The sequence below is a fragment of the Ramlibacter lithotrophicus genome, assembly GCF_012184415.1.
In the GTDB taxonomy this organism is placed as follows: domain Bacteria; phylum Pseudomonadota; class Gammaproteobacteria; order Burkholderiales; family Burkholderiaceae_C; genus Ramlibacter; species Ramlibacter lithotrophicus.
Genome location: NZ_VTOX01000007.1, coordinates 188,121 through 210,605 on the forward strand (window position 1 = coordinate 188,121; position 22,485 = coordinate 210,605).

The following is a 22,485-nucleotide window of genomic DNA, read 5'->3' on the forward strand; positions in this document are numbered from 1 at the left end:
CGCCGGCCACCGCTCAGCCCTTCATCAGCGCTTCGAGCTTGATCGCATCGGCCGCGAACGCGCGAATGCCCTCGCCGAGCTTCTCGCTGGCCATGGCGTCCTCGTTCAGCGCGTAGCGGAACGAAGGCTCGTCGTAGCTGATGCGCTCGATCTGCATCGCCTTCGCCTGTGCCGGATCGAGCGCGCGCGAGACCGGCTCGCCGGTGCCGGCGAGCTGCGCCATGAGCTCCGGGCTGATCGTCAGCAGGTCGCAACCGGCCAGCGCCAGGATCTGCCCGACGTTGCGGAAGCTCGCGCCCATGACTTCGGTGGCGATGTCGAAATGCTTGTAGTAGTGGTAGATCTGGCGCACCGATCGCACGCCAGGATCGTTCACTCCGGCGCTGGCAGCCTCGTCCCAGTTGCTGCCCGCCGACTTCTTGTACCAGTCGTAGATGCGTCCCACGAACGGCGAGATCAGCTGGACCCGCGCCTGGGCGCAGGCGACCGCCTGGCTGAACGAGAACAGCAAGGTCAGGTTGGTGCGGATGCCTCGCTCTTCCAGTTGCCGCGCCGCCTCGATGCCTTCCCAGGTCGCGGCGACCTTGATCAGCACCCGTTCCACCGGGACGCCTTCTGCCCTGTACAACGCGATGATCCGCTCGGCCCGCTTGATCGACCCGGCCGTGTCGAAGCTCAGCCGCGCATCGACCTCGGTGGAAACACGGCCCGGAATGATCGACAGGATTTCACGGCCGAAGCGCACGAGCAGCCGGTCCATGGTCTCGTCGAGCGGAGCCTTGCGGTATTGCTGCAGCGTCTCCTGCAGCAGGTGCGCATAGTCGGCCTTCTGCACCGCTTTCAGGATGAGCGACGGATTGGTCGTCGCGTCCTGCGGCTGGAACTGCGCGAGCTGCTTGAAGTCGCCCGTGTCGGCGACCACGGTGGTGAACTGTTTCAGGGCGTCGAGTTGGTTCATGCCGCGATTATCCGGCGCGGCGCCCCGCCGCGGGGTGATCTGCGAGGCGCCCCGGCTTTCTGCTGCCTGCGGGTGTGGCATGGCGGGCCGGGCGCCGGCGAACGCAGGTACAGTAGCCCGACTCCACCCGATCCATTCATGAGCTTCGATCTCGTCCTGTTCGGCGGCACCGGCGACCTGGCGTGGCGCAAACTGATGCCGGCGCTGTTCCAGGCCTTCCGCCACGGCTCCCTGCCGGAGCACGGCCGCATCATCGGCGTCGCGCGCGACGACCTCGGCGACGCGGCCTACCGCGAACTGATCCGGTCGCGGTTCAACGAGGTCGACCTCGCCAAGCGGCCGACGCCGGCCGAGTTCGACCGGTTCGCGGCCCTGCTGCATTTCGTGCGCATGGACCTGTCGCGCCCGCAGGATTTCCAGCGGCTGGCCGCCACCTTGCGCGAGCGGCACGCGGACACCGTGGTGATGTACCTCGCCACGGCGCCATCACTCTTCACGACGGCCGTGCAGCAGCTCGCCGCCGCCGGCCTGAACCGGCCAAACACCAGGATCGTGCTGGAAAAACCGCTGGGCCATGACCTCGCGTCGAACCGGGCGATCAACGAGACCGTGCGCAGCGCGTTGAGCGAGAAGCAGATCTTCCGCATCGACCACTACCTGGGCAAGCCGGCGGTGCAGAACCTGTTCGCGCTGCGCTTCGGCAACGCGCTGTTCGAACCCCTGTGGCGGCGCGAGAACATCGCGAACATCCAGATCACGATCGCGGAAGACCTGGGCGTCGCCAAGCGCGGCGCCTTCTACGACAACACCGGCGCGCTGCGCGACATGGTGCAGAACCACGCGCTGCAACTGCTGTGCGCGATCGGCATGGAGCCGCCCATCAACGCGCATGCCGACGCGATCCGGGACGAGAAGCTGAAGGTGCTGCGCTCGCTCAAGCCGTGGACGACGCAGGCGCTGGACGGGGACGTGATCCGCGGCCAGTACACGGCCGGCACGGTGGCCGGGGAAAGCGTGCATGGCTACCGGGACGAGCCGGGCGTGAATCCGCAGAGCAGCACCGAGACCTTCGTGGCGCTGCGCACCGAGATTGCCAACTGGCGGTGGGCCGGCGTGCCCTTCTACATCCGCACCGGCAAGCGCCTGGCCGGCCGCGATGCGCGGATCGTGGTCAACTTCCGGCCGGCCCCGCATGCCATCTTCCACTCGCCCTCGGGCTCCGTGAACCGGCTCGTGATCAACCTGCAGCCGCGCGACGGCCTCGAACTGCACCTGCTGGCGCAGGCGCAGGACAACCGCCAGCGCACGCGTGCGCCGGTGCAGTCGCTCACGCCGGTGCACCTGGACCTGGACTTCGAGAAGCGCTTCGGTTCCGAGCGCGTCGGCGCCTACGAACGGCTGCTGCTGGACGTCATCGACGGCCGGCTCAACCTGTTCGTGCGCAGCGACGAACAGGAAGAGGCGTGGCGCTGGGTGGAGCCCGTCATGGAGCACTGGCGCAACCAAGGCGCCGGCCCGCGGCCCTACGCCGCCGGCAGCTGGGGCCCGAGCGCCGCCAGCGCGATGATCGCGCGCGACGGGCATTGCTGGAGCGAGGAATGCTGAGCGCGCGGCAACCGGACTGAACCGGCGCCGGCGTTCAGATCCGGCCTTCCTCCACCGCGTGGCAGGCCACGCGAATGCCCTGGATCGCGAGCAACGCGGGCCGCTCGGCCGTGCATCGGGCATTGGCGTGCGGGCAGCGCGGATGGAAAGCGCAGCCGGTGGGCGGGTTGAGCGGATTCGGCACCTCCCCTTGCACCGCCGTGCGCGCGCGCCCCGTTTCGTGCATCTTGGGGATCGCATCCAGCAGCATCCGCGTATAGGGATGGCGGGGCTCGCTGAACAACTGCTGCTTGCCGGCCAGCTCGACGAGCCGGCCCAGGTACATCACCCCGACCTCGTCGCTCACGTGGCGCACCACGGCAAGGTTGTGCGAGATGAAGAGGTAGGTCAGGCCCCGCTGGCGCTGCAGGTCCTTCATGATGTTGAGCACCTGCGCCTGCACGCTGACGTCGAGCGCCGAGGTCGGCTCGTCGCACACCAGGAATTCGGGCTCGGTGGCCAGCGCGCGGGCGATCGAGATGCGCTGGCGCTGCCCGCCCGAGAACTGGTGCGGGAACTTCACGACGTCCTGCGAGGAAAGACCGACCGACTGCAGCAGCTGCGCCACGCGGTCCCTGAGCTGCGCCTGGTCGCTGATGATCCCGTGTTCCTGCAGCGGCTCGCCGACGATCTGCGCGACGGTCCAGCGCGGATTGAGGCTGGCGTACGGGTCCTGGAAGATCATCTGGATGCGCCGGCGCAACTGCTTCGCGCCGGCGCCGCCGTAGGCGGCATGCGCATCCTGGCCATCGAACACGACCTTGCCGCGCGTGGGCGCATACAGGCCAACCAGGAGGCGGGCCACCGTGCTCTTGCCGCAGCCGGATTCGCCCACCAGCGCCAGCGTCCGCCCCTTGGCAATGCCGAAGCTGACGCCGTCGACGGCGTGCAGCAGCTGGCGCGGCCGCCGCTCCAGCACCCGGTTCAGCCACGGCGCCGAGACGTCGAAGGTCTTGGCCAGGTCCGTGGCCTGCACCAGCGGCTCACGGGGGTCCGCGACCGGGCCGCCCGCGTTCGCCGCGACCGTGGGGTTGAGGACGGCACTCATGCGACGGCTCCTGCGTGCGCGTCGTGCAGCCAGCACGCGGCGTGGGTGGCGCCGGCGCCGAGCAGGTCGGGCCGCTCGACCCCGCAGCGCTCGAACGCGCGCGGACACCGTGGATGGTAGGCGCACCCCGGCGGGATGGCGTTCAGCCGCGGCATGGCGCCGTCGATCTGGTTCAGTCGCTCGCGGTCCACGGTGATGTCGGGAATGGCGGCCATGAGTCCCATCGTGTACGGATGCGCCGGCTGGTTGATGACCTCGTGCACCGGGCCGATTTCCGCGATGCGACCCGCGTACATGACGGCCACGCGGTCGCAGGTCTCGGCGATCACGCCCATGTCGTGGGTGATCAGCATCACGGCCGCGCCGTGCTCGCGGCAGACGCGCTTGAGCAACTGGATGATCTGGGCCTGGATGGAAACGTCCAGGGCCGTGGTCGGCTCGTCGGCGACGATGAGCTTGGGCTCGGCCGCCAGCGCCAGCGCGATCACGACCCGCTGCCGCATGCCCCCGGAGAACTGGTGCGGGAAGTGACCGAGGCGCTGCGCGGCGGCGGGAATACCGGTGTCCTCGAGCAACGCGATCGCCCGGCGGCGCGCCTCCTCGGCGCTCACCGGCAGGTGCGCCTGGATCGTCTCGACCAGCTGGCGGCCGATGGTGTAGAGCGGGTTCAGCGAAGTGAGCGGATCCTGGAAGATCGCGCCGATCTTGCGGCCGCGGATATGCCGCATCTGGTCGTGCGACAGGTTGTCGATGCGCTGGCCTTCGAGCAGGATCTGCCCCCCGGCGACGCGTCCAGGCGGCTCCAGCAGCCCGATGATCGACGCCCCGGTCAGCGACTTGCCGGCGCCGGACTCGCCCACCACGCCGAGCACCTCGCCCGGCGCGATGTTGAAACTGATGTCGTCGAGTGCCCGCAGCGTGCCATGGCGGCCGGGGAATTCGACGATGAGGTTGTTGACTTGCAGCAGGCTCATGCTGTTCAGCGCAATCTCGGGTTCAAGGCGTCGCGCAGCCAGTCGCCGAGCAGGTTCACGGACAGCGCGATCAGGATCAGCATGAGTCCCGGAAAGATGGTGATCCACCACTCCCCCGAGAACAGGTAATCGTTGCCCACGCGGATGAGGGTGCCGAGCGACGGCGAGGTCGGCGGCACGCCGACGCCCAGGAACGACAGCGTCGCCTCGGTGATGATGGCCGTCGCCACGTGGATGGTCGCGAGCACCAGGACCGGGCCGAGCACGTTCGGCAGCACGTGGCGAACCATGATGCGCAGCGGCGGCACGCCGGTGACGCGGGCCGCCTGCACGTATTCCTTGTTGCGCTCCACCATGGTCGTCCCGCGCACGGTGCGGGCGTATTGCACCCAGCCGGTGAGCGTGATCGAGAGGATCAGGACGCCGAACGCCACGGTGTCGTGGGCATTGGGAAACATCGCGCGGCCCACGCCCGCCATCAGGAGCGCGACCAGGATCGCCGGAAACGACAGCATCACGTCGCACACCCGCATCAGGATCGTGTCGGTCCAGCCGCCGCGAAAGCCCGCCAGCAGCCCGAGCGCCACGCCGATGATCATCGAGAGGATCACCGAGGTGACGCCGACGACCAGCGAGATCCGCGCGCCATAGATCAAGGCGGAAAGAATGTCGCGTCCCTGGTCGTCGGTGCCCAGCAGGTACTTGCGCGACCCCTCAGGCTCCCAGGCGGGCGGCAGGCGCGCGTCGCTCAGGACCAGGGTCGTCAGGTCGAACGGATTGTGGGGCGCAACCCAGCCGGCGAACACGGCGCAGAAGATGCAGATGAAGGCGATCGAGGCGGCGACGATCGCGACCGGCGAAGTGCGAAAGCTGTAGCCCACATCGCTGGCGTACCAGCGGGCGAGGGTGGATCTCATTGAGTCAGGACGGTAAGGCGCCGGCCGGCCTCAGGCCGGCGCGGCGCCGCGGAACAAAACTACTTCTGGACGGTGATCCACTTGAAGGGCATGTAGTTGTCGCCCATCTGCACCAGCTTGATCTTCTTGCTGACACCCCAGGCCAGCGCCTGCTGGTGCAGCGGCAGATGCCCGATGTCGGCGGCGTGGATCTCGAAGGCCTCCTTGATCAGCGCGTTGCGCTTGGCCTTGTCGGTCTCGGACTGGACCGACTTGGTGAGCTGGTCGACCTTCGGATTGCAGTAGCTGCCCAGGTTGAACTGGCCGGTGCCCTTGTCGTCCGGGCAGGCCATGAGGGCGTTCAGCGCGTTGTGCGCGTCGTAGGTGGCCGGCGTCCAGCCCAGCATGTAGAAGCTGGTATCGCGGCGCAGGATCTTCGGAAAGTACGTGCCCTTGGTCTCGGCGGCCAGGTTGATCTTCACGCCGATGCGCGACAGGTTGGCGGCCACGGCCTGGCAGATCCGCGCGTCGTTCACGTACCGGTCGTTCGGGCAGTTCATGGCCACCTCGAAGCCGTTCGGATAGCCGGCGTCGGCCAGCAGCTTCTTCGCCGCGTCCGGATCGTACGGCAGGCGCTTGTTCATCTCGGCCTGGAAGCCGTTGATGCCCGGCCCGACCATCAGGGCCGTCGGGTTCGACGCGCCGCGCATCACCGTCTTCTTGATGCCCTCGATGTCGATCGACTGGTAGAACGCCTGGCGCACCCGCTTGTCCTTGAACGGGTTCTTGCCCTTGACGTTGGAGAACTGCAGCTCGTCGCGCTTCTGGTCCATGCCCAGGAAGATCGTGCGCAGCTCGGGCGCGACCAGCGCCTTGGTGTTGGGCGAGCCGTTGACGCGGTCGATGTCCTGCACCGGCACCGGCTCCATGACGTCGATCTCGCCGGAAAGCAGCGCGGCCACGCGGGTGGCATCGTTGCCGATCGGCGTGAAGATCACCTCCTGCGCATTGCCTTCGATCTTGCCCCAGTAGTTGCCGTTGCGCACGAACGTGGTGCGCACGTTGGGCTGGCGCTCGCGCAGGCGGAACGGACCCGTGCCGTTGGCGCGGAACGAGGCGGCATTCTCGATGCCCTTGCGGCGGTCGACCGGGCGCTGCGCCTGGTTGGTCTCGCACCACTTCTTGCTCATGATGTAGACGCCGGTGAGCACGTCCGGAAGGATGGGGAACGGCGCCTTGGTCTCGATCTCGACCACGTGATCGTTGACCTTGCGCACCTCCTTCACGTCGTTGGTGTAGCTCTTCATGTCCGAGCCTTCGACCTGCGTGCGCGCCATCGAGAACAGCACGTCATCGGCCGTGAACGGGGTGCCGTCGTGGAATTGCACGCCCTTGCGCAACTCGAAGCGCCACACCGTGGGCGAGGTCTGTTTCCAGGATGTCGCCAGTCCCGGCGCCACGCTCAGGTCCTTGTTGCGGCCGACCAGCGGCTCGTACACATTGCCGGTCACGCTCAGCTGCAGCGACTCGTTGAGCGAGTGCGGGTCCATCGACAGCGAGTCGCCCTGGTTCGCAATGCGCACGGTCTGGGCGCCGGCGCCGAGGCTGGCCACCCCGAGCGCGGCCAGCAGGGCGGCCTGCAGCAGTTTCATGTTGAAGATCATCTGAAAGCTCCTTTGATGATGGATTGCCGACGGAAAAAGTGTGAGGGGCTCAGGGTTGCACCAGGGGCATCGAGCGCTCGACCAGGCTGGCGTGCAATGCCGAGCCGAGCGGCAGGATCTCGTCGTTGAAGTCGTAGCGGCTGTTGTGCAGCATGCAGCTGCCCTCGCCGCCCTGGCCGATGCGCATGTAGGCGCCCGGCTTGACCTGCAGCATGAAGGAGAAATCCTCCGCCCCCATGCTGGGGTCCATGTCGCGGATCACGTGGTCCGGGCCGACGAGCGATTCGGCGACGTCGGCCGCGAACATGGCCTCCCGCGGCGTGTTGATCGTGGCCGGATAGACCCGCTCGTAGTCGACCTTCGCGGTCGCGCCGAATCCCAGCGCCACGGCACTGCACAACTCCGTGAGCCGCCGCTGCACGAGGTCCTGGACGTCCGGGGAGAAAGTGCGCACCGTTCCCACCAGCGTGGCCTTGCCAGGGACCACGCTCATGGCGTGGACGTCGCCGGCGGTCATCGCGCACAGGCTGATCACGGCGCTGTCGACCGGCCGCACGTTGCGCGAAACGATCGTCTGCACCGCCGTGATGACATGGGCCGCGACGACGACCGGGTCCACCGTGAGATAGGCGTGCGCTCCGTGGCCGCCCTTGCCGATGATCTCGATCGTCACCCGGTCGGCCGCCGCCATCAGCGGCCCCGGGTTGATGCCGATGGTGCCGGGCTTCATCGCCGGCCAGTTGTGCATGCCGAAGACCGCCTGCACCGGAAAGCGGTCGAAGAGGCCGTCCTCGATCATCGCCTTGGCCCCGGCGAATCCCTCCTCGCCGGGCTGGAAGATCAGCACGGCGGTGCCGTCGAAGTCGCGCGTTTCCGCAAGGTAGCGGGCGGCGCCGACCAGCATCGCCACGTGGCCGTCATGGCCGCAGCCGTGCATCATGCCGGAGCGGGTCGACTTCCAGGCGAAGTCGTTGTCCTCCGTCATGGTCAATGCGTCCATGTCGGCGCGCAACCCGATCACCGCGCCGCTGGTGTTGGCACGGCCGCGGATCACGCCGACGACACCTGTCTTGCCGATGCCGGCATGGATTTCGTCGACGCCGCAGACTTCGAGCGCGGTCTGAACCCGGCGCGAGGTATAGCGCTCCTCGAAACCGAGCTCCGGATGCGCGTGCAGGTCGCGCCGCAGCGACGTGAGCTCGGGGACGAACTGCGAGATGTGCGCGAAGGCGCGGCCGCTGGCCTTCAGGGACTGGCCGGAACGTGGAGCGAGCATCAGTGGGCTTCCGACCGGGCCACCCGCAGGCGCGGGTCGACCGCGAAGTACAACAGGTCGACGATCAGGTTGATCACCACGAAGATCAGGGCGATCAGGCAGAGGTACGCCGCCATCACCGGAATGTCGGCGAATGTCACCGCCTGGATGAACAGCAGCCCCATGCCGGGCCACTGGAAGACGGTCTCGGTGATGATCGCGAACGCGATCAGCCCGCCGAGCTGCAGCCCGGTGATCGTCATCACCGGCACCAGCGTGTTCTTCAGCGCATGGCCGAAATGGATGGCGCGGTTGGACAGGCCGCGGGCGCGCGCGAACTTGATGTAGTCGGTGCGCAGCACCTCCAGCATCTCGGCGCGCACCAGCCGCATGATCAGCGTGAGCTGGAACACGGCCAGCGTGATGGCAGGCAGCACGATGTGGTGCCAGCCCTTGGCCTTGAGCAGTCCGGTCGACCACCAGCCGATCTGCACCGTCTCGCCCCGGCCGAAGCTCGGAAACCAGCCGAGCTGGACCGCGAACACCAGGATCAGCAGGATGCCGATGAGGAAGGTCGGCAGCGACACGCCCAGCAGCGAGATCGTCATGAACACCTGGCTGAGGAAGTTGCCGCGGCGCAGGGCCGCGTAGACCCCCATCGGGATGCCGATCGCCAGCGCCATGACGGCGGCGATCAGCGCCAGCTCCAGGGTGGCCGGGAAGCGCTCCGAGATCAGGCGCGACACCTTCGCGCCCTGCCGCAGGCTCAGGCCGAACTCGCCCTGGGCGGCATTCACCAGGAAATGCCAGAACTGCACGAAGAACGGCTGGTCCAGGCCGAGGTCCGCGCGCAGCTGGCGGATCTGGTCGGGAGTGGCGTCCTGGCCGAGCAGGAACACGACGGGATCGCCGACGTACTGGAACAGCAGGAAGGCGATAAAGGCGACCGTGACCATGACGATCACGGCCTGCATGAGGCGGCGCAGAATGAAGGCGAACATGTGTTGAGCTGGGGCCCGCCGAATGCTAGCAGAGCAGGCAACGGGCCGGAACGGAGGTTTGCCCCCGTCCGCGGGAAAGTGGAAGCGCCGCCCTCCGCGCGGCGCGCGAGGTGCGGCGGCCGGTTTACGCCGTGGTCAGTTCACCTTCACCAGTCGCCAGTCGATCCGGTTGTCCGCGCGATGCACGACCTCGACCGACTTCTTCATCGCCCAGGGAATGATCTGGTTGTGCAGCGGGATGTGCGAGACCGTGTCGCTGCTGATCTGCAGGCCCTCGGTCAGGAAGCGGTTGCGCACCGGCAGGTCGGTCTCGACCTTGACGCGGTCGACCACGACGTCCATGCGCGGGTTCTTGTAGCGGCCGACGTTGTAGTTGCCGTCGCCACCCGTGCCGACGCTGCGCGTGAGCGACTGCAGGCTGTACAGCGCGTCGAAGGTCGGCACGCCCCAGCCCAGCATGTAAATGCTGGCCTCGTACCGCTGGATCATCGGGAAGTAGGTCACCAGCGGCAGCGTGCGCAGCTTGGCCTTCACGCCGACCCTGGCCCACATGGCGGTGACCGCCTGGCAGATTTCCTCGTCGTTGATGTAGCGGTTGTTCGGGCACGCGAAATCAACCTCGAAGCCCTGCGGGTAGCCGGCCTCGGCCAGCAGCTTCTTCGCCCCTTCCGGGTCGTACGGCAGCCGCTTGTGCAGCGACTCGGTCCAGCCGTTCACCTGCGGCGCCACCAGGGTGCCGGTCGGCTGCGACAGGCCGCGCATGGTCACGCGGTGCAGCGCGTCGCTGTCGATGGCCTGGTACAGGGCGCGGCGGACCTTCACTTCCTTCAACGGGTTCTTGCCCTTGATGTTGGAGCCCGGCAGCTCGTCGCGGTGCTGGTCCATGCCGAAGAAGATGGTGCGGTTCTCCACCCCGTCGATCACCTTCAGGTTCGCGTTCGCGCGCAGCCGCGCCAGGTCCTGCGGACTGGGGTCGAGCACGAAGTCGACCTCGCCGGAGAGCAGCGCGGCGATGCGGGTTGCTTCCGCCTTGATCGGCGTGTAGACGATCTCGGTGACGTTGGTTTCGGCGTTGCCCCAGTAGTTGGGGTTCTTCACCAGCACCAGCTTCTGGTCCGGCTGCCACTCCTTGACCATGTAGGGTCCGGTGCCCATGGCATTGCGATGGGCGAACGTCTCGTCCTTGGTGCGGATGTCCTTCGGTTCCGTGGACTTGTTCTTCTCGGCCCACGCCTTGCTCATGATGCGCAGTTCCGTGAGCTGGCTCAGCAGGACGGGATTCGGCCCCTTCATGAGGAAGTCCACGGTGTTGTCGCTGACCTTGACGACCTTGTCGATGCCCTGCGTGTACACGGCGTAGTTGGACGTCTTGGCCATCGCCCGGTGGATGGAGAACACCACGTCGTCGGCGGTGAACGGCGTGCCGTCGCTGAACCTGACGCCGCTGCGCAACGTGAAGCGCACCTGCGTCGGGCTGATCTCCTTCCAGGCGGTGGCGAGGAGCGACTCCGGCTTGAACGTCTTGCTGTTGTAGTACACCAGCGAGTCGTAGATCGCGGCGTGCACCCCGTTGCCGAGGGCGTTGTTCTGCGAATGGACGTCCAGGGTCGGGATGTCGCTGGCGCTCGTCCACTTGAACGGCTTGGCTTGCAGGCCGGGCGCGGCCAGCAGCGTCACTGCCGCCGCCACGGACAACAGGGCGAACTTCAGTTGCATGGGGGAACTCCGAATTTTTGAAAGCCAGGACTATGCGGCCGCCCGGCCGTAGCGTCAAAAGGACTTACCCGAATGGGGCGGACGCGGCCAAATGGTTACTGCGCACCCGCCGCCGCGACGATCCGCAGCGGCCCGTACCAGGCCCGCACCAGCGAGCGCGTGTTGTCGCTGTCGCTCATGATGCCGACGCCCACCAGCGCGCCCGGAGGCTCACCGAAGGCGCGCTCGAAATCGGCGCGCACGTTGCGCCGGTAGTCGAGCCAGCGATTCAGCTTCTGCGGCCCCGACTCGACCACGAGGGTGCGCACCCGGCTGGTCCGCGCGTTGGTCACGACCGTGCCGGCTTCACGGCGGCTGCACCACGAATACATCAGCGTCGCATACGGCATTTCCTCGCCGGTCAGCGCGCGCATCAGCTCGGACAGCATCGCGTCGCGCGGCGAAAAGCGCGAACGGTCGCCGTCGAACACGAGCATGACCCGCACCGGCGAGTCGTCATTCTCGCGCGATGCCATGTCGGCATCCGCGATCAGCGCCGGCACTTTCCAGGAGAACACCACGCTGCCGAGTTCGGCCGGCTCCACGCGCAGCCGGCGCCGCAACATGCTGGCCGAGGAGGAAGCGGTGGCGGACACCGCGTGGCGCCCCTCCTCGCGGGCGTACGTGAACCGGGTCGGCGCCTTGCCGGGGAAGGCCTGGTGGCGCCACGGAGGCGACGAGCCCGGCCCCGCCGACTGCGCCGCCCACGGGCTCGCGTCGACTGCCGGCTCGGGCGGCGGCCCCAGCGACGAGCAACCGGCCAGCAACGCCGTGCCGCCGGAAGCGGCGAGCCAGGCTCGCCGGGTGCATGAACCGTCCATGACCGCCATTCTCCTGCCGCGCCCCGCGGGGCGGCACACCTCGCGCGGCGGGATGCCGCGCGCAATCCCAAAAAAAAGCCGCCCGAAGGCGGCTTTTCAAGTTTCTTCGATTCTGCGGCTGGCGCGAGCCAGCGCCCGAATTAGAAGCTGTGGCGAACGCCCAGGTCGAAACCGGACGAGTTGGCGTTCACGCCGGTCGTGGAACCACCCAGAGCTTGGGCGGCGCCACCGGAGTTGCGCACGCGGGCCCAGGTCGTGTACACGGCCGTGCGCTTCGACAGGTTGTGGACGTAGCCCAGCGCCAGCTTCTTGGTCTCCGGCTGGCCAGCGGCATCCGTCTCGTAACGCGAGTAGGACGCGCGGATCTCGCCGGCGCCGACCGGGAACAGGCCACCGATCAGCCAGCCCTTGCCGTCGATCGCGCCGTTTTCGTCACGCGAGTAGTGAGCCATGGCCTTGGCGATGCCGAAGTCCCACTGGCCGCCGATGTTGCTCTGGCGAACGTCGCCGGCAGCGTACTCGGTGCGGCTGGTGGAGAACGCCACGTTGAACGGACCGTTGGCGAAGCCGATGCGCAGGCCCAGGCCATTGCCGTCGTCTTCGGTGGCGGCGCCGTTCTGCACGTTCTCACCCATGTAGTACTGCACCTGGCCGTAGAAACCGCCCAGGTTGCCCGGCAGGAAGTAGCCGATGGTGTTGGAAGCGCGGACGGCGGTGGAGCCGGTGATGATGGAGTTCAGGGTCTGGGTGGTGCCCACGCCGTTCGTGCCGAACGGATCGAACACGGTCAGGTTCCAGAACTGCGGGGTGTAGTCACGGCCCAGGCGCAGTTCGCCCCAGCCACCAGCCAGGCTCACGGTCGAGCGGCGGTTGAACGTCAGGCCCTGACGGCCGGCCGAGGCGGCACCGGTGCCGGAGGCCTGGTTGTTGACGTTGGTCGGGTCGCCTTCGCCGTTGTCGTTGTTCAGGCCGGCTTCCAGCCAGAAGGAGGCCGACATGCCGCCGCCGAGGTCTTCCGTGCCACGGAAGCCCAGACGCGAGCTGTTGTAGCCGGAGTCGGTCAGCTGGGTGCGGTCGGCGACGGTGCCACGGCCGACGGTGACGACTGCGTCAACGATACCGAACAGCGTGACCGACGATTGAGCAGAAGCTGCGCCGGCGGCGGCCAGGACAGCCAGAGCAATCAGGGACTTTTTCATGCAAGTTTCTCCAAGGTTAAACAGAGGGCTCCGGTGCGAAGGGGGCTCGAAAATGCAGGCACTTTTGTGCTCCCACCGGATCCCCGGGCCAACCTCCTTTTGGGAAGTTGGGCTTATTGCACCAGAGCAGCCCTGCTTTCGCAAAGTATTTAGCCTTTGCAGGGGCCAATCGTTGCAGGCGGACAACACCGCAAAACGGCCGAGTGGAACCCGCGCAACACCCGTGCAGTGAGGTTCCGTAAAGGGCCCCGGAACGCGCTCGAACGTGGCTGGTTTGCGCGCGCACCCCGCGGCTGGGGACGGTCTATTAGACTTGCCTGATGGATCGATTCCTCGGCGCCGCCGACAGCGCTCTGCGAACACTTTTCGCCAAACCCCACGCCGGTCGCCCCTGCCCGGTGGTTCCGGCCGACGAAACCAGGCTGCAGGAGCGCGAGATGCGGCAAGCCGCGGCGCTCATGCGCGTGAACCACGTCGGCGAAGTCTGCGCGCAGGCGCTCTACACCGCCCAGGCGCTGGGGACGCGCGACCCGGCCCTGCGCCGGCACTTCGAGCGGGCAGCGGACGAGGAAACGGATCATCTGGCGTGGACCGCCGAGCGCCTGCAGGAACTGGGCGACCGGCCGTCCCTGCTCAACCCGCTCTGGTACGCCGGCGCTTTCGCGATCGGCCTGGTCGCGGGACGGCTCGGCGACCGGGTGAGCCTGGGTTTCGTGGTGGAGACCGAGCGGCAGGTCGAGGCCCACCTGGAGACCCACATGCGGCGCCTGCCGCCGGGGGACCACGCCTCGCGCGCGATCGTCGCCCAGATGAAGGACGACGAGGCGGCGCACGCCGGACAGGCGCTGGCGGCCGGGGCCGTGGAACTTCCGGCGCCTGCCAGAGCGCTGATGCGGGCGGCCGCCAAGGTCATGACCACGACGGCGCATTACATCTGAGCACGCCTTCAGCCCGGCAGCACCTCGAAGCTGGTCGTGATCGCCGCCGTCTTCGCCAGCATGATGCTGGCGGAGCAGTACTTCTCGTGGCTCATGGCGATCGCACGCTCGACCGCCGCCGGCGGCACGTCGTTGCCTTTCACGGTGAAGTGCATGTGGATCTTCGTGAACACCTTGGGGTCGGCGTCCGCGCGCTCGGCAGTCAGCTTCACGGAGCAGGCACGGACGTCATGGCGCCCGCGCTGCAGGATCAGCACGACGTCGTAGGCCGTGCAGCCGCCGGTGCCGGCCAAGACTGTTTCCATCGGCCGCGGCGCCAGGTTCTGCCCGCCCTGGGCGGGGCGCGCCGGGTCGGGCGCACCATCCATCACCAGCACATGGCCGCTGCCGGTCTCGGCCAGGAAACCCATCCCGGAGCGGGCGCCGGTCGCTCCAGTCCAACTCACCGTGCATTCCATCACTTGATCCTCGTCAAAGCGGCCGGGCGGAAGTCTCAGTTTGAGACACTCGCGTGCTGCGACGCAGCAAGGCCGAGCTATACTCCCCCCAGAGCATAACGAAGTCGTTGTGCAGAGCATCAAGGCCACGACGGCACAGCCGGAGTGGCAGGCAGGTTGTCTCCTCCACCTCCTCCTTTGGTGGATTCAGCCCCCGAACCGCAAGGTCCGGGGGCTTTTTTCTGAGCTGCCCCCTCACCAGTACCGCTGAGCAGCAGTCTTATCATTGACCTGCCATGCCCAAGCACCTCACCCCGGCCGACTACCTCAAGAAGATCCTCACGGCACGGGTCTACGACGTCGCGATCGAATCGCCGCTGGAGCCGGCCCGCAACCTCAGCCGGCGCCTCCACAACAAGGTGCTGCTCAAGCGGGAGGACCAGCAGCCGGTCTTCAGCTTCAAGCTGCGCGGCGCCTACAACAAGATGGCCCATCTGGCCCCGGAGCAGCTCGGGCGCGGAGTCATCTGCGCGTCGGCGGGCAACCATGCGCAAGGCGTGGCACTGGCGGCGCACCGGCTCGGCGCGCGGGCCGTCGTCGTGATGCCGGTGACGACGCCGCAGGTGAAGATCGACGCCGTCAAGGCGCTCGGCGGCGAGGTGGTGCTGCAGGGCGAGAGCTATTCCGACGCCTACCTGCACGCCGTCGATCTCGAACGTGAGCAGGAGCTCACATTCGTGCATCCCTTCGACGACCCGGACGTGATTGCCGGCCAGGGCACCATCGCCATGGAAATGCTGCGCCAGCACCAGGGACCGCTCGACGCCGTGTTCGTCGCCATCGGCGGCGGCGGCCTCATCGCCGGGGTGGCCAGCTACATCAAGGCCGTGCGGCCGGAGATCAAGGTGATCGGCGTCCAGATGAGCGACTCGGATGCCATGACCCAGTCGGTCGCGGCCCGCAAGCGCGTCACGCTCGGGGACGTCGGCCTGTTCTCCGACGGCACGGCCGTGAAGCTGGTGGGCGAGGAGACCTTCCGCATCGCCCGCGACCTGGTCGACGAGTACATCCGCGTCGACACCGACGCCGTCTGCGCGGCGATCAAGGACGTCTTCGTCGACACCCGTTCGATCGTCGAGCCCGCGGGCGCCATGTCGGTGGCGGCGATCAAGCAGTACGTGTCGGAGCGCAAGACGCGCGGCGAAACGTACGCCGCGATCCTGTGCGGCGCCAACATGAACTTCGACCGGCTGCGTTTCGTCGCCGAGCGGGCCGAGGTCGGCGAGGAGCGCGAGGCGCTGTTCGCGGTCACCATCCCCGAGGAGCGCGGCAGCTTCAGGCGCTTCTGCGCGCTGATCGGCGCCCTGCCCGGCGGGCCGCGCAACGTCACCGAGTTCAATTACCGCATCAGCGATGCGCAGCGCGCGCATGTGTTCGTCGGCGTCACGACGCACGGCAAGGGCGAGTCCACGCGCATCGCCGCCAATTTCACCCGGCACGGCTTCGAGGCGCTCGACCTCACCCACGACGAACTGGCCAAGGAACACATCCGGCACATGGTCGGCGGACATTCGGGGCTGGCGCGCGACGAGCGGCTGCTGCGCTTCGTGTTCCCGGAGCGTCCGGGCGCGCTGATGAAGTTCCTGTCGCACATGCAGCCGGGCTGGAACATCACCTTGTTCCACTACCGCAACCAGGGGGCGGACTACGGCCGCATCCTGGTCGGGCTGCAGGTACCGAAGAGCGACAACAAGGCGTTCAAGGAGTTCTTAGCCACGCTCGGCTATCCGTGCGTGGAGGAAACCGACAATCCGGTCTACCGCCTGTTCCTGCGCACCTGAGCGCCGGGGGCTTCGGCCGGGACCGGGCTGCTCGCCGCAGCGCCGGCGTCGGCTCCGGCACGCGGCAGTTCCAGGGTCAGAACGGACTGGCCATCGCCGCCTTGCGCCAGCACGGCGCGGCGGCCCTGCACCGACTGCAGCACCACGCCTTCCTCGATCGCCGCGCCGACGCGGAACGGCTTGGCCGGCTTGCCGTCGACGGAGATGAGCGCGACGCCTTTCTGCGACGCGGCGCCGGCGACCACGCCGACGAGCATCAGGCGGCTGGCCAGCGCGGGCGCGGCCGGCGCCGCGGCTGCCGTGGCGGCCGGGCTGGCCCCAAGCAGCCGCGCCACGGCGAGCGGATCCGCCGCGGCAGGCGCGCGGGTGACCGCGGGCGCGAGCGGCGCGGCGCCCGAACGCGCCGACATCCTGAGGCCCCAGAACACGGCACTGGCGGCTACCAGCGCCCACAGGAGGAAGGTCGTGCCCGCCACGGCCCACCGGCTCTGCATATTCGTCACCATGCGGCGATTATCATTGAACCGATTGATCCACACCCGCAATGAACTCCCTGACCATCGCCCTGCGCCGCGCGCGCCAGGCCGGCTTCACCCTGATCGAACTGATGGTGGTGCTGGTCATCATCGGCGTGCTCGCCGCGCTGATCGTGCCGAACGTGCTGGACCGCGCCGACGACGCGCGCGCGACCGCCGCGAAGACGGACGTCAACAACCTCATGCAGGCGCTCAAGCTGTACCGGCTCGACAACCAGCGCTATCCGACCACCGAGCAGGGCCTCCAGGCGCTCGTGGCCAGGCCCGCGGCGGCGCCGGTGCCTCCCAACTGGAAGCCTTACGTCGAGAAGCTGCCCAACGACCCGTGGGGCCGGCCGTACCAGTACCTCAATCCCGGCGTGAAGGGCGAAATCGACGTCATGTCGTTCGGCGCCGACGGGCAGCCCGGCGGGGAGGGCAACAATGCGGACATCGGCAGCTGGCAGTAGCTGCCGGCGCCGCCCATCCACCGCGCTGCCGCACGGGCGCAACCGCGGCTTCACCCTGATCGAACTGCTGGTGGTGGTGGCGATCATCGCGATCGCGTCCGCCGGCGTGAGCTTCGCGCTGCGCGACTCCGGCGCGACCCAGCTGGAACGCGAGGCGCAGCGGCTGGCGGCGCTGCTGGAGTCGGGACGCGCCCAGTCGCGCAGCACCGGCGTGCCGGTGCTCTGGTCGCCGACCGACGGCGGCTTCCGCTTCGACGGCGTGCCCGCCGAGCTGCTGCCCCAGCGCTGGCTCGCCGACACGACGCAGGTGCGCGGCAGCGTGACGCTGCAGCTCGGACCGGAGCCGATCATCGGCCGCCAGGAAGTGGTGCTCGAATCGACGGCCGTGCCGGGGCGCAGCCTGCGCGTCGCCACCGACGGCCTGCGGCCATTCGCGATCGCGCCGGGGGACGGTTCGTGAAGCACCGGCGGACGCAGCGCGGCTTCACGCTGATCGAGGTGCTGGTGGCGCTGGCGATCGTCGCCATCGCCCTCAGCGCCGGTCTGCAGGCGACCACCGCCCTCACGCGCAACGCGCTGCGCCAGTCGAGCGTGCTGCTGGCGCATGTCTGCGCCGAGAACGAGCTGGTGCGTGTGCGCCTCGCGAGCACGATGCCGCCCATCGGCGACGCCAACGTCGCCTGCGAGCAGGCCGGGCGCACGTTTGCCGTCACGCTGTCGGTGCTGCCGACGCCGAACCCGAGTTTCCGGCGCGTCGATGCGCAGGTGTTCGAAGACCAGGTGCCGGTGTTGCGCCTGTCCACGGTGGTGGGTCGCTACTGATGGGACGCACGCGCCATGCCGGCTTCACGCTGGTCGAACTCCTGGTGGCACTGTTCGCGATGGCACTGCTCGCCGTGATGAGCTGGCGCGGCCTCGACGGCATGACTCGGGCCCAGGAACAGACGCAGGCCCGCGCCGACGACGTGTTGACCCTGCAGGTGGGCCTGGCGCAGTGGGCGGCCGACCTCGATGCGCTGATCCAGCTGCCGCAGGCCAGCGCCCTGGACTGGAACGGCCGGGTGCTGCGGATCACCCGGCGCAGCAGCGTGGCGCCTGGCGAAGGCGTGGTGGTCGCCGCCTGGAGCCGCCGCGACGTCGAAGGGCGCGGCACCTGGCTGCGCTGGGAGTCGGCGCCGGCCACGACGCGCGAGCAGCTGGAACGTGCGTGGCAGCAGGCCGACCTCTGGTCCCAGAACGCGGGACCGGAGGAGCGGCGGCGCGAAGTGGCGGTGACGCCGCTCGCCGAATGGCAGATCTTCTATTTCCGCGGCGGCGCCTGGTCGCACCCGCTGTCCAGCGACGCGGCCGCGGCCGCGCCGGCCCTGCCGGCTAGCGCGCCCGCGCTGCCCCTCGCGGTGCTGCCCGACGGCGTGCGCCTGGTGCTCACGTTGCCGCCGGGCCCGTCGATCACCGGCGTGCTGACGCGCGACTGGGTGCGTCCCACCTTGAGCGGCGGCAAGTCGTCATGAAGCGGGCACCCGCCGTGCCGGACGGCATGCGCCAGCACGGCGCGGCGCTGCTCTCGGCCATGCTCACCGTGGCCCTGGTGGCCACGTTCGCGGCGGCCGCGCTGTGGCAGCAGTGGCGCACCGTCGAAGTGGAGGCCGCCGAGCGCGCCCGCATCCAGGCCGCCTGGCTGCTGGTGGGCGGCCTCGACTGGGCCCGCCTGCTGTTGCGCGAGGACGGCCGCTCCGGCGGCGCCGACCACCTGGGCGAGCCCTGGGCGGTGCCGCTGGAGGAAGCGCGGCTGTCCGACTTCCTCGCGGCGGAACGCAACGTCAGCACCGACGTCGGGCCCGACGTCATGGAGGCCTTCCTGTCGGGGCAGATCGTCGACCAGCAGTCGATGATGAACGTGGCCAACCTGGTGAAAGACGGGCAGCTGTCGGTCCAGGACATGCAGGCGTTCGGCCGCCTCTTTGCGCTGCTCGAGCTGCCGCAGGCACAGCTCGACACGTTGGCGGAGAACCTGCGCTTCGCGCTCGACGCCAGCCCCGCCAATCGCTCCAGTCCGCTCGCGCCGCTGCCGCCGCAGCGCATGGAGCAACTCGTGTGGCTCGGTGTGCCCGAGCGCACCGTGGCCGTGCTGCGGCCGTACGTCACGGTCCTGCCGCTGCGCGCGCCGGTCAACCTCAACACCGCCAGCGCCGAGGTGATGCACGCCATGGTGCCGGGGCTGAGCATGGCGGACGCGCAGCGGCTCGTCTCGGCCCGCGAACGCTCGCCGTTCCGCGACGTGGGCGAGGCGCGCCTGGCCATCGGCGCCGAGCCGTCCATGTTCTCCGCCGAACAGGCCTACGTCGGCATCAACACGAACTACTTCGAAGTGCGTTCCCGGCTGCGCCTCGACCGACTCATGATCGAGGAGCGCGCCCTGGTGCGGCGCGACACCATGGAGGTGCGGGTCGTGCAGCGCTGGCGGGCGGCGGCGCCGGGGCCGGCCGCCCCGGCCCAGGCGGCGCCGCGCTGACCGACCGCGGGGACGAGTCGACGGACCGGCCGCGCACCTTTCTACAATGGGGACATTCCATGAGCGCACTCATCGTTCTCCTGCCGCCGGATCCGGCCAGCGCCTCCGCCGAATACCAATACGTCGTCACTACCGACGGCGTCGCCGCGGACAGCCACGGCAGCGCCCAGGCCGCGCTGCTGCCGCTGCCCCGCCGGGGCGGCACCGAAGTGGTGGCGGTGGTGCCGGCCGCGAAGATTTCCTGGCACCAGGTCGTGCTGCCCAAGGGCAGCACCGCCGCCTCGCCGAGGCTGCGCAGCGTGCTCGAAGGCCTGCTGGAAGACCAGTTGCTCGACGAGCCGGAAGCGCTGCACTTCGCGCTGCCGCCGCAGGTGCGCAGTGGCGTGCCGGTGTGGGTCGCGACCTGCGACCGGACCTGGCTGCGCGACGCCATGCAGGCGCTCGACGCGGCGCAGCGGCCGGTCGCCCGCATCGTGCCGGAGTTCGCGCCGCAGGGCGAGTCCGTGCTCCACGCCCTCGGCGATCCGCAGCAGCCGGTGCTGGTGCTGGCCGGCGGCGAGGGGGTCATCACGCTGCCGCTGGCTGCGCAGGCCCTGTCGCTGCTGCCGTCGCTGCCGGAAGCCACGCGCTGCGTGGCCGAACCCGCTGTCGCCGCGCTGGCCGAACAGGTCCTGCAGCATCGCCCCGAACTGCAGCAGGCGCCGCAGCGGTGGTTGCAGGCGGCGCAGTCGGACTGGGACCTCGCCCAGTTCGAGTTCTCGAGCTCGGGCCGGGCGCGCGCGATGAAGAAGATCGGCACCGCCTGGGCCGACCTGCTGGCCGCGCCGCAATGGCGCGCCGCCCGCTGGGGCGCCGTCCTGCTGGTGGTGCTGAACCTGGTGGGACTCAACGCGTGGGCCTGGCGCGAGCGCGCCGCGCTCGAAGACAAGCGGGTGGCCATGCGCCAGATCCTCACCGGGACCTTTCCGCACGTGAAGGTGGCGGTGGATCCGCCGGTGCAGATGGGCAAGGAAGTCGCGGCCCTGCGCCAGACCACCGGCGCGGTTTCCAGCCGCGACCTCGAGGCCATGCTGGGGGCGCTGAGCAGCGGGCCGCTGCCGCAGCGGCCCGCCGCGGCGATCGAGTACTCGAGCGGCGAGCTGCGGGTGCGCGGCATCGCCTCCAACCAGGACGAGGCCGAGCCGCTCATGTCGGCGCTCGCCGGGCAAGGCTACAACGCCGCGCTGCAGGGCGAGATGCTGGTCGTCACGAAAGGAGGCACGCCATGAACGCTGCTTCCCTGCGGGCCCGCTGGCTGCGGCTGGCGCCGCGCGAGAAAGTGCTGGTGGCGGCCTCGTCCGCCATCGTCGTGCTGGCGCTGCTGTGGCTGGTCGCGATCCGGCCGGCGCTGGGCGTGCTGCGTTCCGCGGAGCAGCAGCACCGGATGCTGGACGCGCAGCTGCAGCAGATGGCGGCCCTGCAGGAAGAGGCCCGCGCGCTGCAGGGCCAGCCCAAGGTCGGGCATGACGAGGCCACGCGCCTGCTGGAACGCTCGCTGCGCGACCGCCTCGGAACGACCGCCAGGCTGGCGATCTCCGGCGACCGCGCGACCGTCACGCTGACCGGCACGCCGGCCGACGCCCTGGCGCGCTGGCTCACGCAGTCGCGGGTGGACGCGCGCGCGCTGCCCGGCGAAGCGCGCCTGCAGCGCAATGCCACCGGCCTGTGGGAAGGCACCGTGGTGCTCTCCCTGCCGCCGCGCTGACGAGGGCCCACGGCGGCCGTGGCACGTCCCGCTCCCCACCGGCACTTGCGGCCCTCGTGGCCCTGGGCACTCGCGGGCGCGGCCGCCGGGCTGCTGCTGGCGCTGCTGCTTTTCGCGCCGGCCCGCTGGGTGGCGAACACCGTCAACGAACGCAGCGGCGGCCACGTGGTCCTGGCCGATCCGCGCGGCACCGTGTGGAACGGGTCCGCGACGCTGGTGCTCACGGGCGGGCCCGGCAGCGTCGACGCCGCCGCCCTGCCGACGCGCCTGGACTGGCGGCTGCGCCTGCGCTGGAACGGCCTGCGCGGCGAGCTCGCCAGCGCCTGCTGCACGACGGCCCCGCTGCGGGTCCGTGCGAGCTGGCGCTGGGGCGGCGCCCGGCTGGCGTTCGACGATGCCCAGAGCCGCTGGCCCGCTGCGCTGCTGACCGGGCTCGGCACGCCGTGGAATACGTTGCAACTCGAGGGCGACCTTCGGCTTCAGACCAAGGGCCTTTCAGTAGAATCAGTCGCTGGACGGCTCGCCATCGCCGGGCAGGCCGAACTCACGGCGCAAGGCATCTCGTCGCGCCTGTCCACGATGAGGCCCATGGGCAGCTATCGAATCACCCTGGTGGGCGGCCAAGCGCCGACGCTGCAGCTCGACACCCTCGAGGGAAGTCTGCACCTCAGCGGCAGCGGGAGCTGGGCCGGTTCACGCCTGCATTTTTCCGGCGTCGCCAGCGCCGCGCCGGACCGCGAGCGTGCCCTCTCCAACCTGCTGAACATCATCGGACGGCGCAGCGGCGCGCGCTCCATCATCACGATAGGCTGA

The 22,485-nt window shown here is 69.1% G+C and carries 23 protein-coding genes; 11 read left to right on the top strand and 12 right to left on the bottom strand.

Features of this window, described 5'->3' with window-relative positions; translation table 11 throughout:
* Window positions 1-13 precede the first annotated feature (13 nt).
* On the bottom strand, window positions 14-958 hold the full coding sequence (gene tal, locus RAMLITH_RS18520; RefSeq protein WP_168108925.1) for a transaldolase: 945 nt from the start codon (window positions 956-958) through the stop codon (window positions 14-16).
* A 138-nt stretch (window positions 959-1,096) separates the two neighbouring features.
* On the opposite strand from tal, the gene zwf reads away from it, so the two are divergent.
* Window positions 1,097-2,563 (top strand): glucose-6-phosphate dehydrogenase, encoded by a 1,467-nt coding sequence (zwf, locus tag RAMLITH_RS18525; protein ID WP_168108926.1) that lies wholly within the window; start codon window positions 1,097-1,099, stop codon window positions 2,561-2,563.
* A 34-nt stretch (window positions 2,564-2,597) separates the two neighbouring features.
* Here zwf and RAMLITH_RS18530 read toward each other — a convergent pair whose 3' ends face one another.
* From RAMLITH_RS18530 to RAMLITH_RS18570, 9 genes are all read right to left on the bottom strand, one after another.
* A complete protein-coding gene (locus RAMLITH_RS18530; protein ID WP_168108927.1) occupies window positions 2,598-3,650 on the bottom strand; it encodes an ABC transporter ATP-binding protein in 1,053 nt (350 codons plus the stop codon).
* Window positions 3,647-4,624, bottom strand: a complete 978-nt coding sequence (locus RAMLITH_RS18535) for an ABC transporter ATP-binding protein (RefSeq protein WP_168108928.1) — start codon at window positions 4,622-4,624, stop codon at window positions 3,647-3,649. The genes RAMLITH_RS18530 and RAMLITH_RS18535 overlap by 4 nt, the downstream gene beginning before the upstream one ends.
* Window positions 4,625-4,629: 5 nt before the next feature.
* Window positions 4,630-5,541 (bottom strand): ABC transporter permease, encoded by a 912-nt coding sequence (locus tag RAMLITH_RS18540; protein ID WP_168108929.1) that lies wholly within the window; start codon window positions 5,539-5,541, stop codon window positions 4,630-4,632.
* Window positions 5,542-5,600: 59 nt separating this feature from the next.
* Window positions 5,601-7,184, bottom strand: a complete 1,584-nt coding sequence (locus tag RAMLITH_RS18545; RefSeq protein ID WP_168108930.1) for an ABC transporter substrate-binding protein — start codon at window positions 7,182-7,184, stop codon at window positions 5,601-5,603.
* A gap of 49 nt (window positions 7,185-7,233) precedes the next feature.
* Entirely contained in the window at window positions 7,234-8,460 is a 1,227-nt protein-coding gene (locus RAMLITH_RS18550; protein ID WP_168108931.1) for a M20 aminoacylase family protein, read from the bottom strand.
* Window positions 8,460-9,440 (bottom strand): ABC transporter permease, encoded by a 981-nt coding sequence (locus RAMLITH_RS18555; RefSeq protein ID WP_168108932.1) that lies wholly within the window; start codon window positions 9,438-9,440, stop codon window positions 8,460-8,462. Before RAMLITH_RS18555 ends, RAMLITH_RS18550 begins: the two co-directional genes overlap by 1 nt.
* A gap of 135 nt (window positions 9,441-9,575) precedes the next feature.
* Window positions 9,576-11,156, bottom strand: a complete 1,581-nt coding sequence (locus tag RAMLITH_RS18560; RefSeq protein WP_168108933.1) for an ABC transporter substrate-binding protein — start codon at window positions 11,154-11,156, stop codon at window positions 9,576-9,578.
* A 95-nt stretch (window positions 11,157-11,251) separates the two neighbouring features.
* The gene (locus RAMLITH_RS18565) at window positions 11,252-12,016 is read right to left on the bottom strand and encodes a DUF3047 domain-containing protein (protein ID WP_168108934.1); all 765 of its coding nucleotides are present in this window, start codon (window positions 12,014-12,016) and stop codon (window positions 11,252-11,254) included.
* A gap of 140 nt (window positions 12,017-12,156) precedes the next feature.
* On the bottom strand, window positions 12,157-13,215 hold the full coding sequence (locus RAMLITH_RS18570) for a porin (protein WP_168108935.1): 1,059 nt from the start codon (window positions 13,213-13,215) through the stop codon (window positions 12,157-12,159).
* Window positions 13,216-13,535: 320 nt separating this feature from the next.
* Between RAMLITH_RS18570 and coq7 the strand changes: the two genes are divergently transcribed.
* Complete coding sequence (coq7, locus tag RAMLITH_RS18575) at window positions 13,536-14,153, top strand: 2-polyprenyl-3-methyl-6-methoxy-1,4-benzoquinone monooxygenase (protein ID WP_168108936.1); 618 nt, start codon at window positions 13,536-13,538, stop codon at window positions 14,151-14,153.
* A gap of 8 nt (window positions 14,154-14,161) precedes the next feature.
* On the opposite strand, the gene RAMLITH_RS18580 is transcribed toward coq7, so the two are convergent.
* A complete protein-coding gene (locus RAMLITH_RS18580; protein ID WP_168108937.1) occupies window positions 14,162-14,611 on the bottom strand; it encodes an OsmC family protein in 450 nt (149 codons plus the stop codon).
* A 275-nt stretch (window positions 14,612-14,886) separates the two neighbouring features.
* Between RAMLITH_RS18580 and ilvA the strand changes: the two genes are divergently transcribed.
* Window positions 14,887-16,431, top strand: a complete 1,545-nt coding sequence (gene ilvA / locus RAMLITH_RS18585) for a threonine ammonia-lyase, biosynthetic (RefSeq protein WP_168108938.1) — start codon at window positions 14,887-14,889, stop codon at window positions 16,429-16,431.
* Here the strand turns inward: ilvA and RAMLITH_RS18590 are convergent.
* Window positions 16,407-16,937, bottom strand: coding sequence for a type II secretion system protein N (locus tag RAMLITH_RS18590; protein WP_168108939.1), 531 nt, complete (start codon window positions 16,935-16,937; stop codon window positions 16,407-16,409). The genes ilvA and RAMLITH_RS18590 overlap by 25 nt on opposite strands.
* A 38-nt stretch (window positions 16,938-16,975) precedes the next feature.
* Between RAMLITH_RS18590 and gspG the strand changes: the two genes are divergently transcribed.
* The 8 genes from gspG to gspN are packed head-to-tail and all read left to right on the top strand — an operon-like array spanning window position 16,976 to window position 22,485.
* Complete coding sequence (gspG, locus tag RAMLITH_RS18595) at window positions 16,976-17,416, top strand: type II secretion system major pseudopilin GspG (protein ID WP_168108940.1); 441 nt, start codon at window positions 16,976-16,978, stop codon at window positions 17,414-17,416.
* A complete protein-coding gene (locus RAMLITH_RS18600; RefSeq protein ID WP_168108941.1) occupies window positions 17,391-17,876 on the top strand; it encodes a prepilin-type N-terminal cleavage/methylation domain-containing protein in 486 nt (161 codons plus the stop codon). The genes gspG and RAMLITH_RS18600 overlap by 26 nt, the downstream gene beginning before the upstream one ends.
* The gene (gspI, locus tag RAMLITH_RS18605) at window positions 17,873-18,238 is read left to right on the top strand and encodes a type II secretion system minor pseudopilin GspI (protein WP_168108942.1); all 366 of its coding nucleotides are present in this window, start codon (window positions 17,873-17,875) and stop codon (window positions 18,236-18,238) included. Before RAMLITH_RS18600 ends, gspI begins: the two co-directional genes overlap by 4 nt.
* Complete coding sequence (locus RAMLITH_RS18610; protein WP_168108943.1) at window positions 18,238-18,927, top strand: PulJ/GspJ family protein; 690 nt, start codon at window positions 18,238-18,240, stop codon at window positions 18,925-18,927. Before gspI ends, RAMLITH_RS18610 begins: the two co-directional genes overlap by 1 nt.
* Window positions 18,924-19,928 carry a type II secretion system minor pseudopilin GspK gene (gspK, locus tag RAMLITH_RS18615; RefSeq protein WP_238344273.1) on the top strand — a complete coding sequence of 335 codons (1,005 nt, stop codon included), beginning with the start codon at window positions 18,924-18,926 and terminating at the stop codon, window positions 19,926-19,928. The genes RAMLITH_RS18610 and gspK overlap by 4 nt, the downstream gene beginning before the upstream one ends.
* A gap of 59 nt (window positions 19,929-19,987) precedes the next feature.
* Window positions 19,988-21,196, top strand: coding sequence for a type II secretion system protein GspL (gene gspL / locus RAMLITH_RS18620; RefSeq protein ID WP_168108944.1), 1,209 nt, complete (start codon window positions 19,988-19,990; stop codon window positions 21,194-21,196).
* Complete coding sequence (gspM, locus tag RAMLITH_RS18625) at window positions 21,193-21,672, top strand: type II secretion system protein GspM (protein ID WP_168108945.1); 480 nt, start codon at window positions 21,193-21,195, stop codon at window positions 21,670-21,672. The genes gspL and gspM overlap by 4 nt, the downstream gene beginning before the upstream one ends.
* An 18-nt stretch (window positions 21,673-21,690) precedes the next feature.
* Window positions 21,691-22,485: a type II secretion system protein N gene (gene gspN, locus RAMLITH_RS18630; RefSeq protein ID WP_168108946.1), complete on the top strand. Its 795-nt coding sequence runs from the start codon at window positions 21,691-21,693 to the stop codon at window positions 22,483-22,485.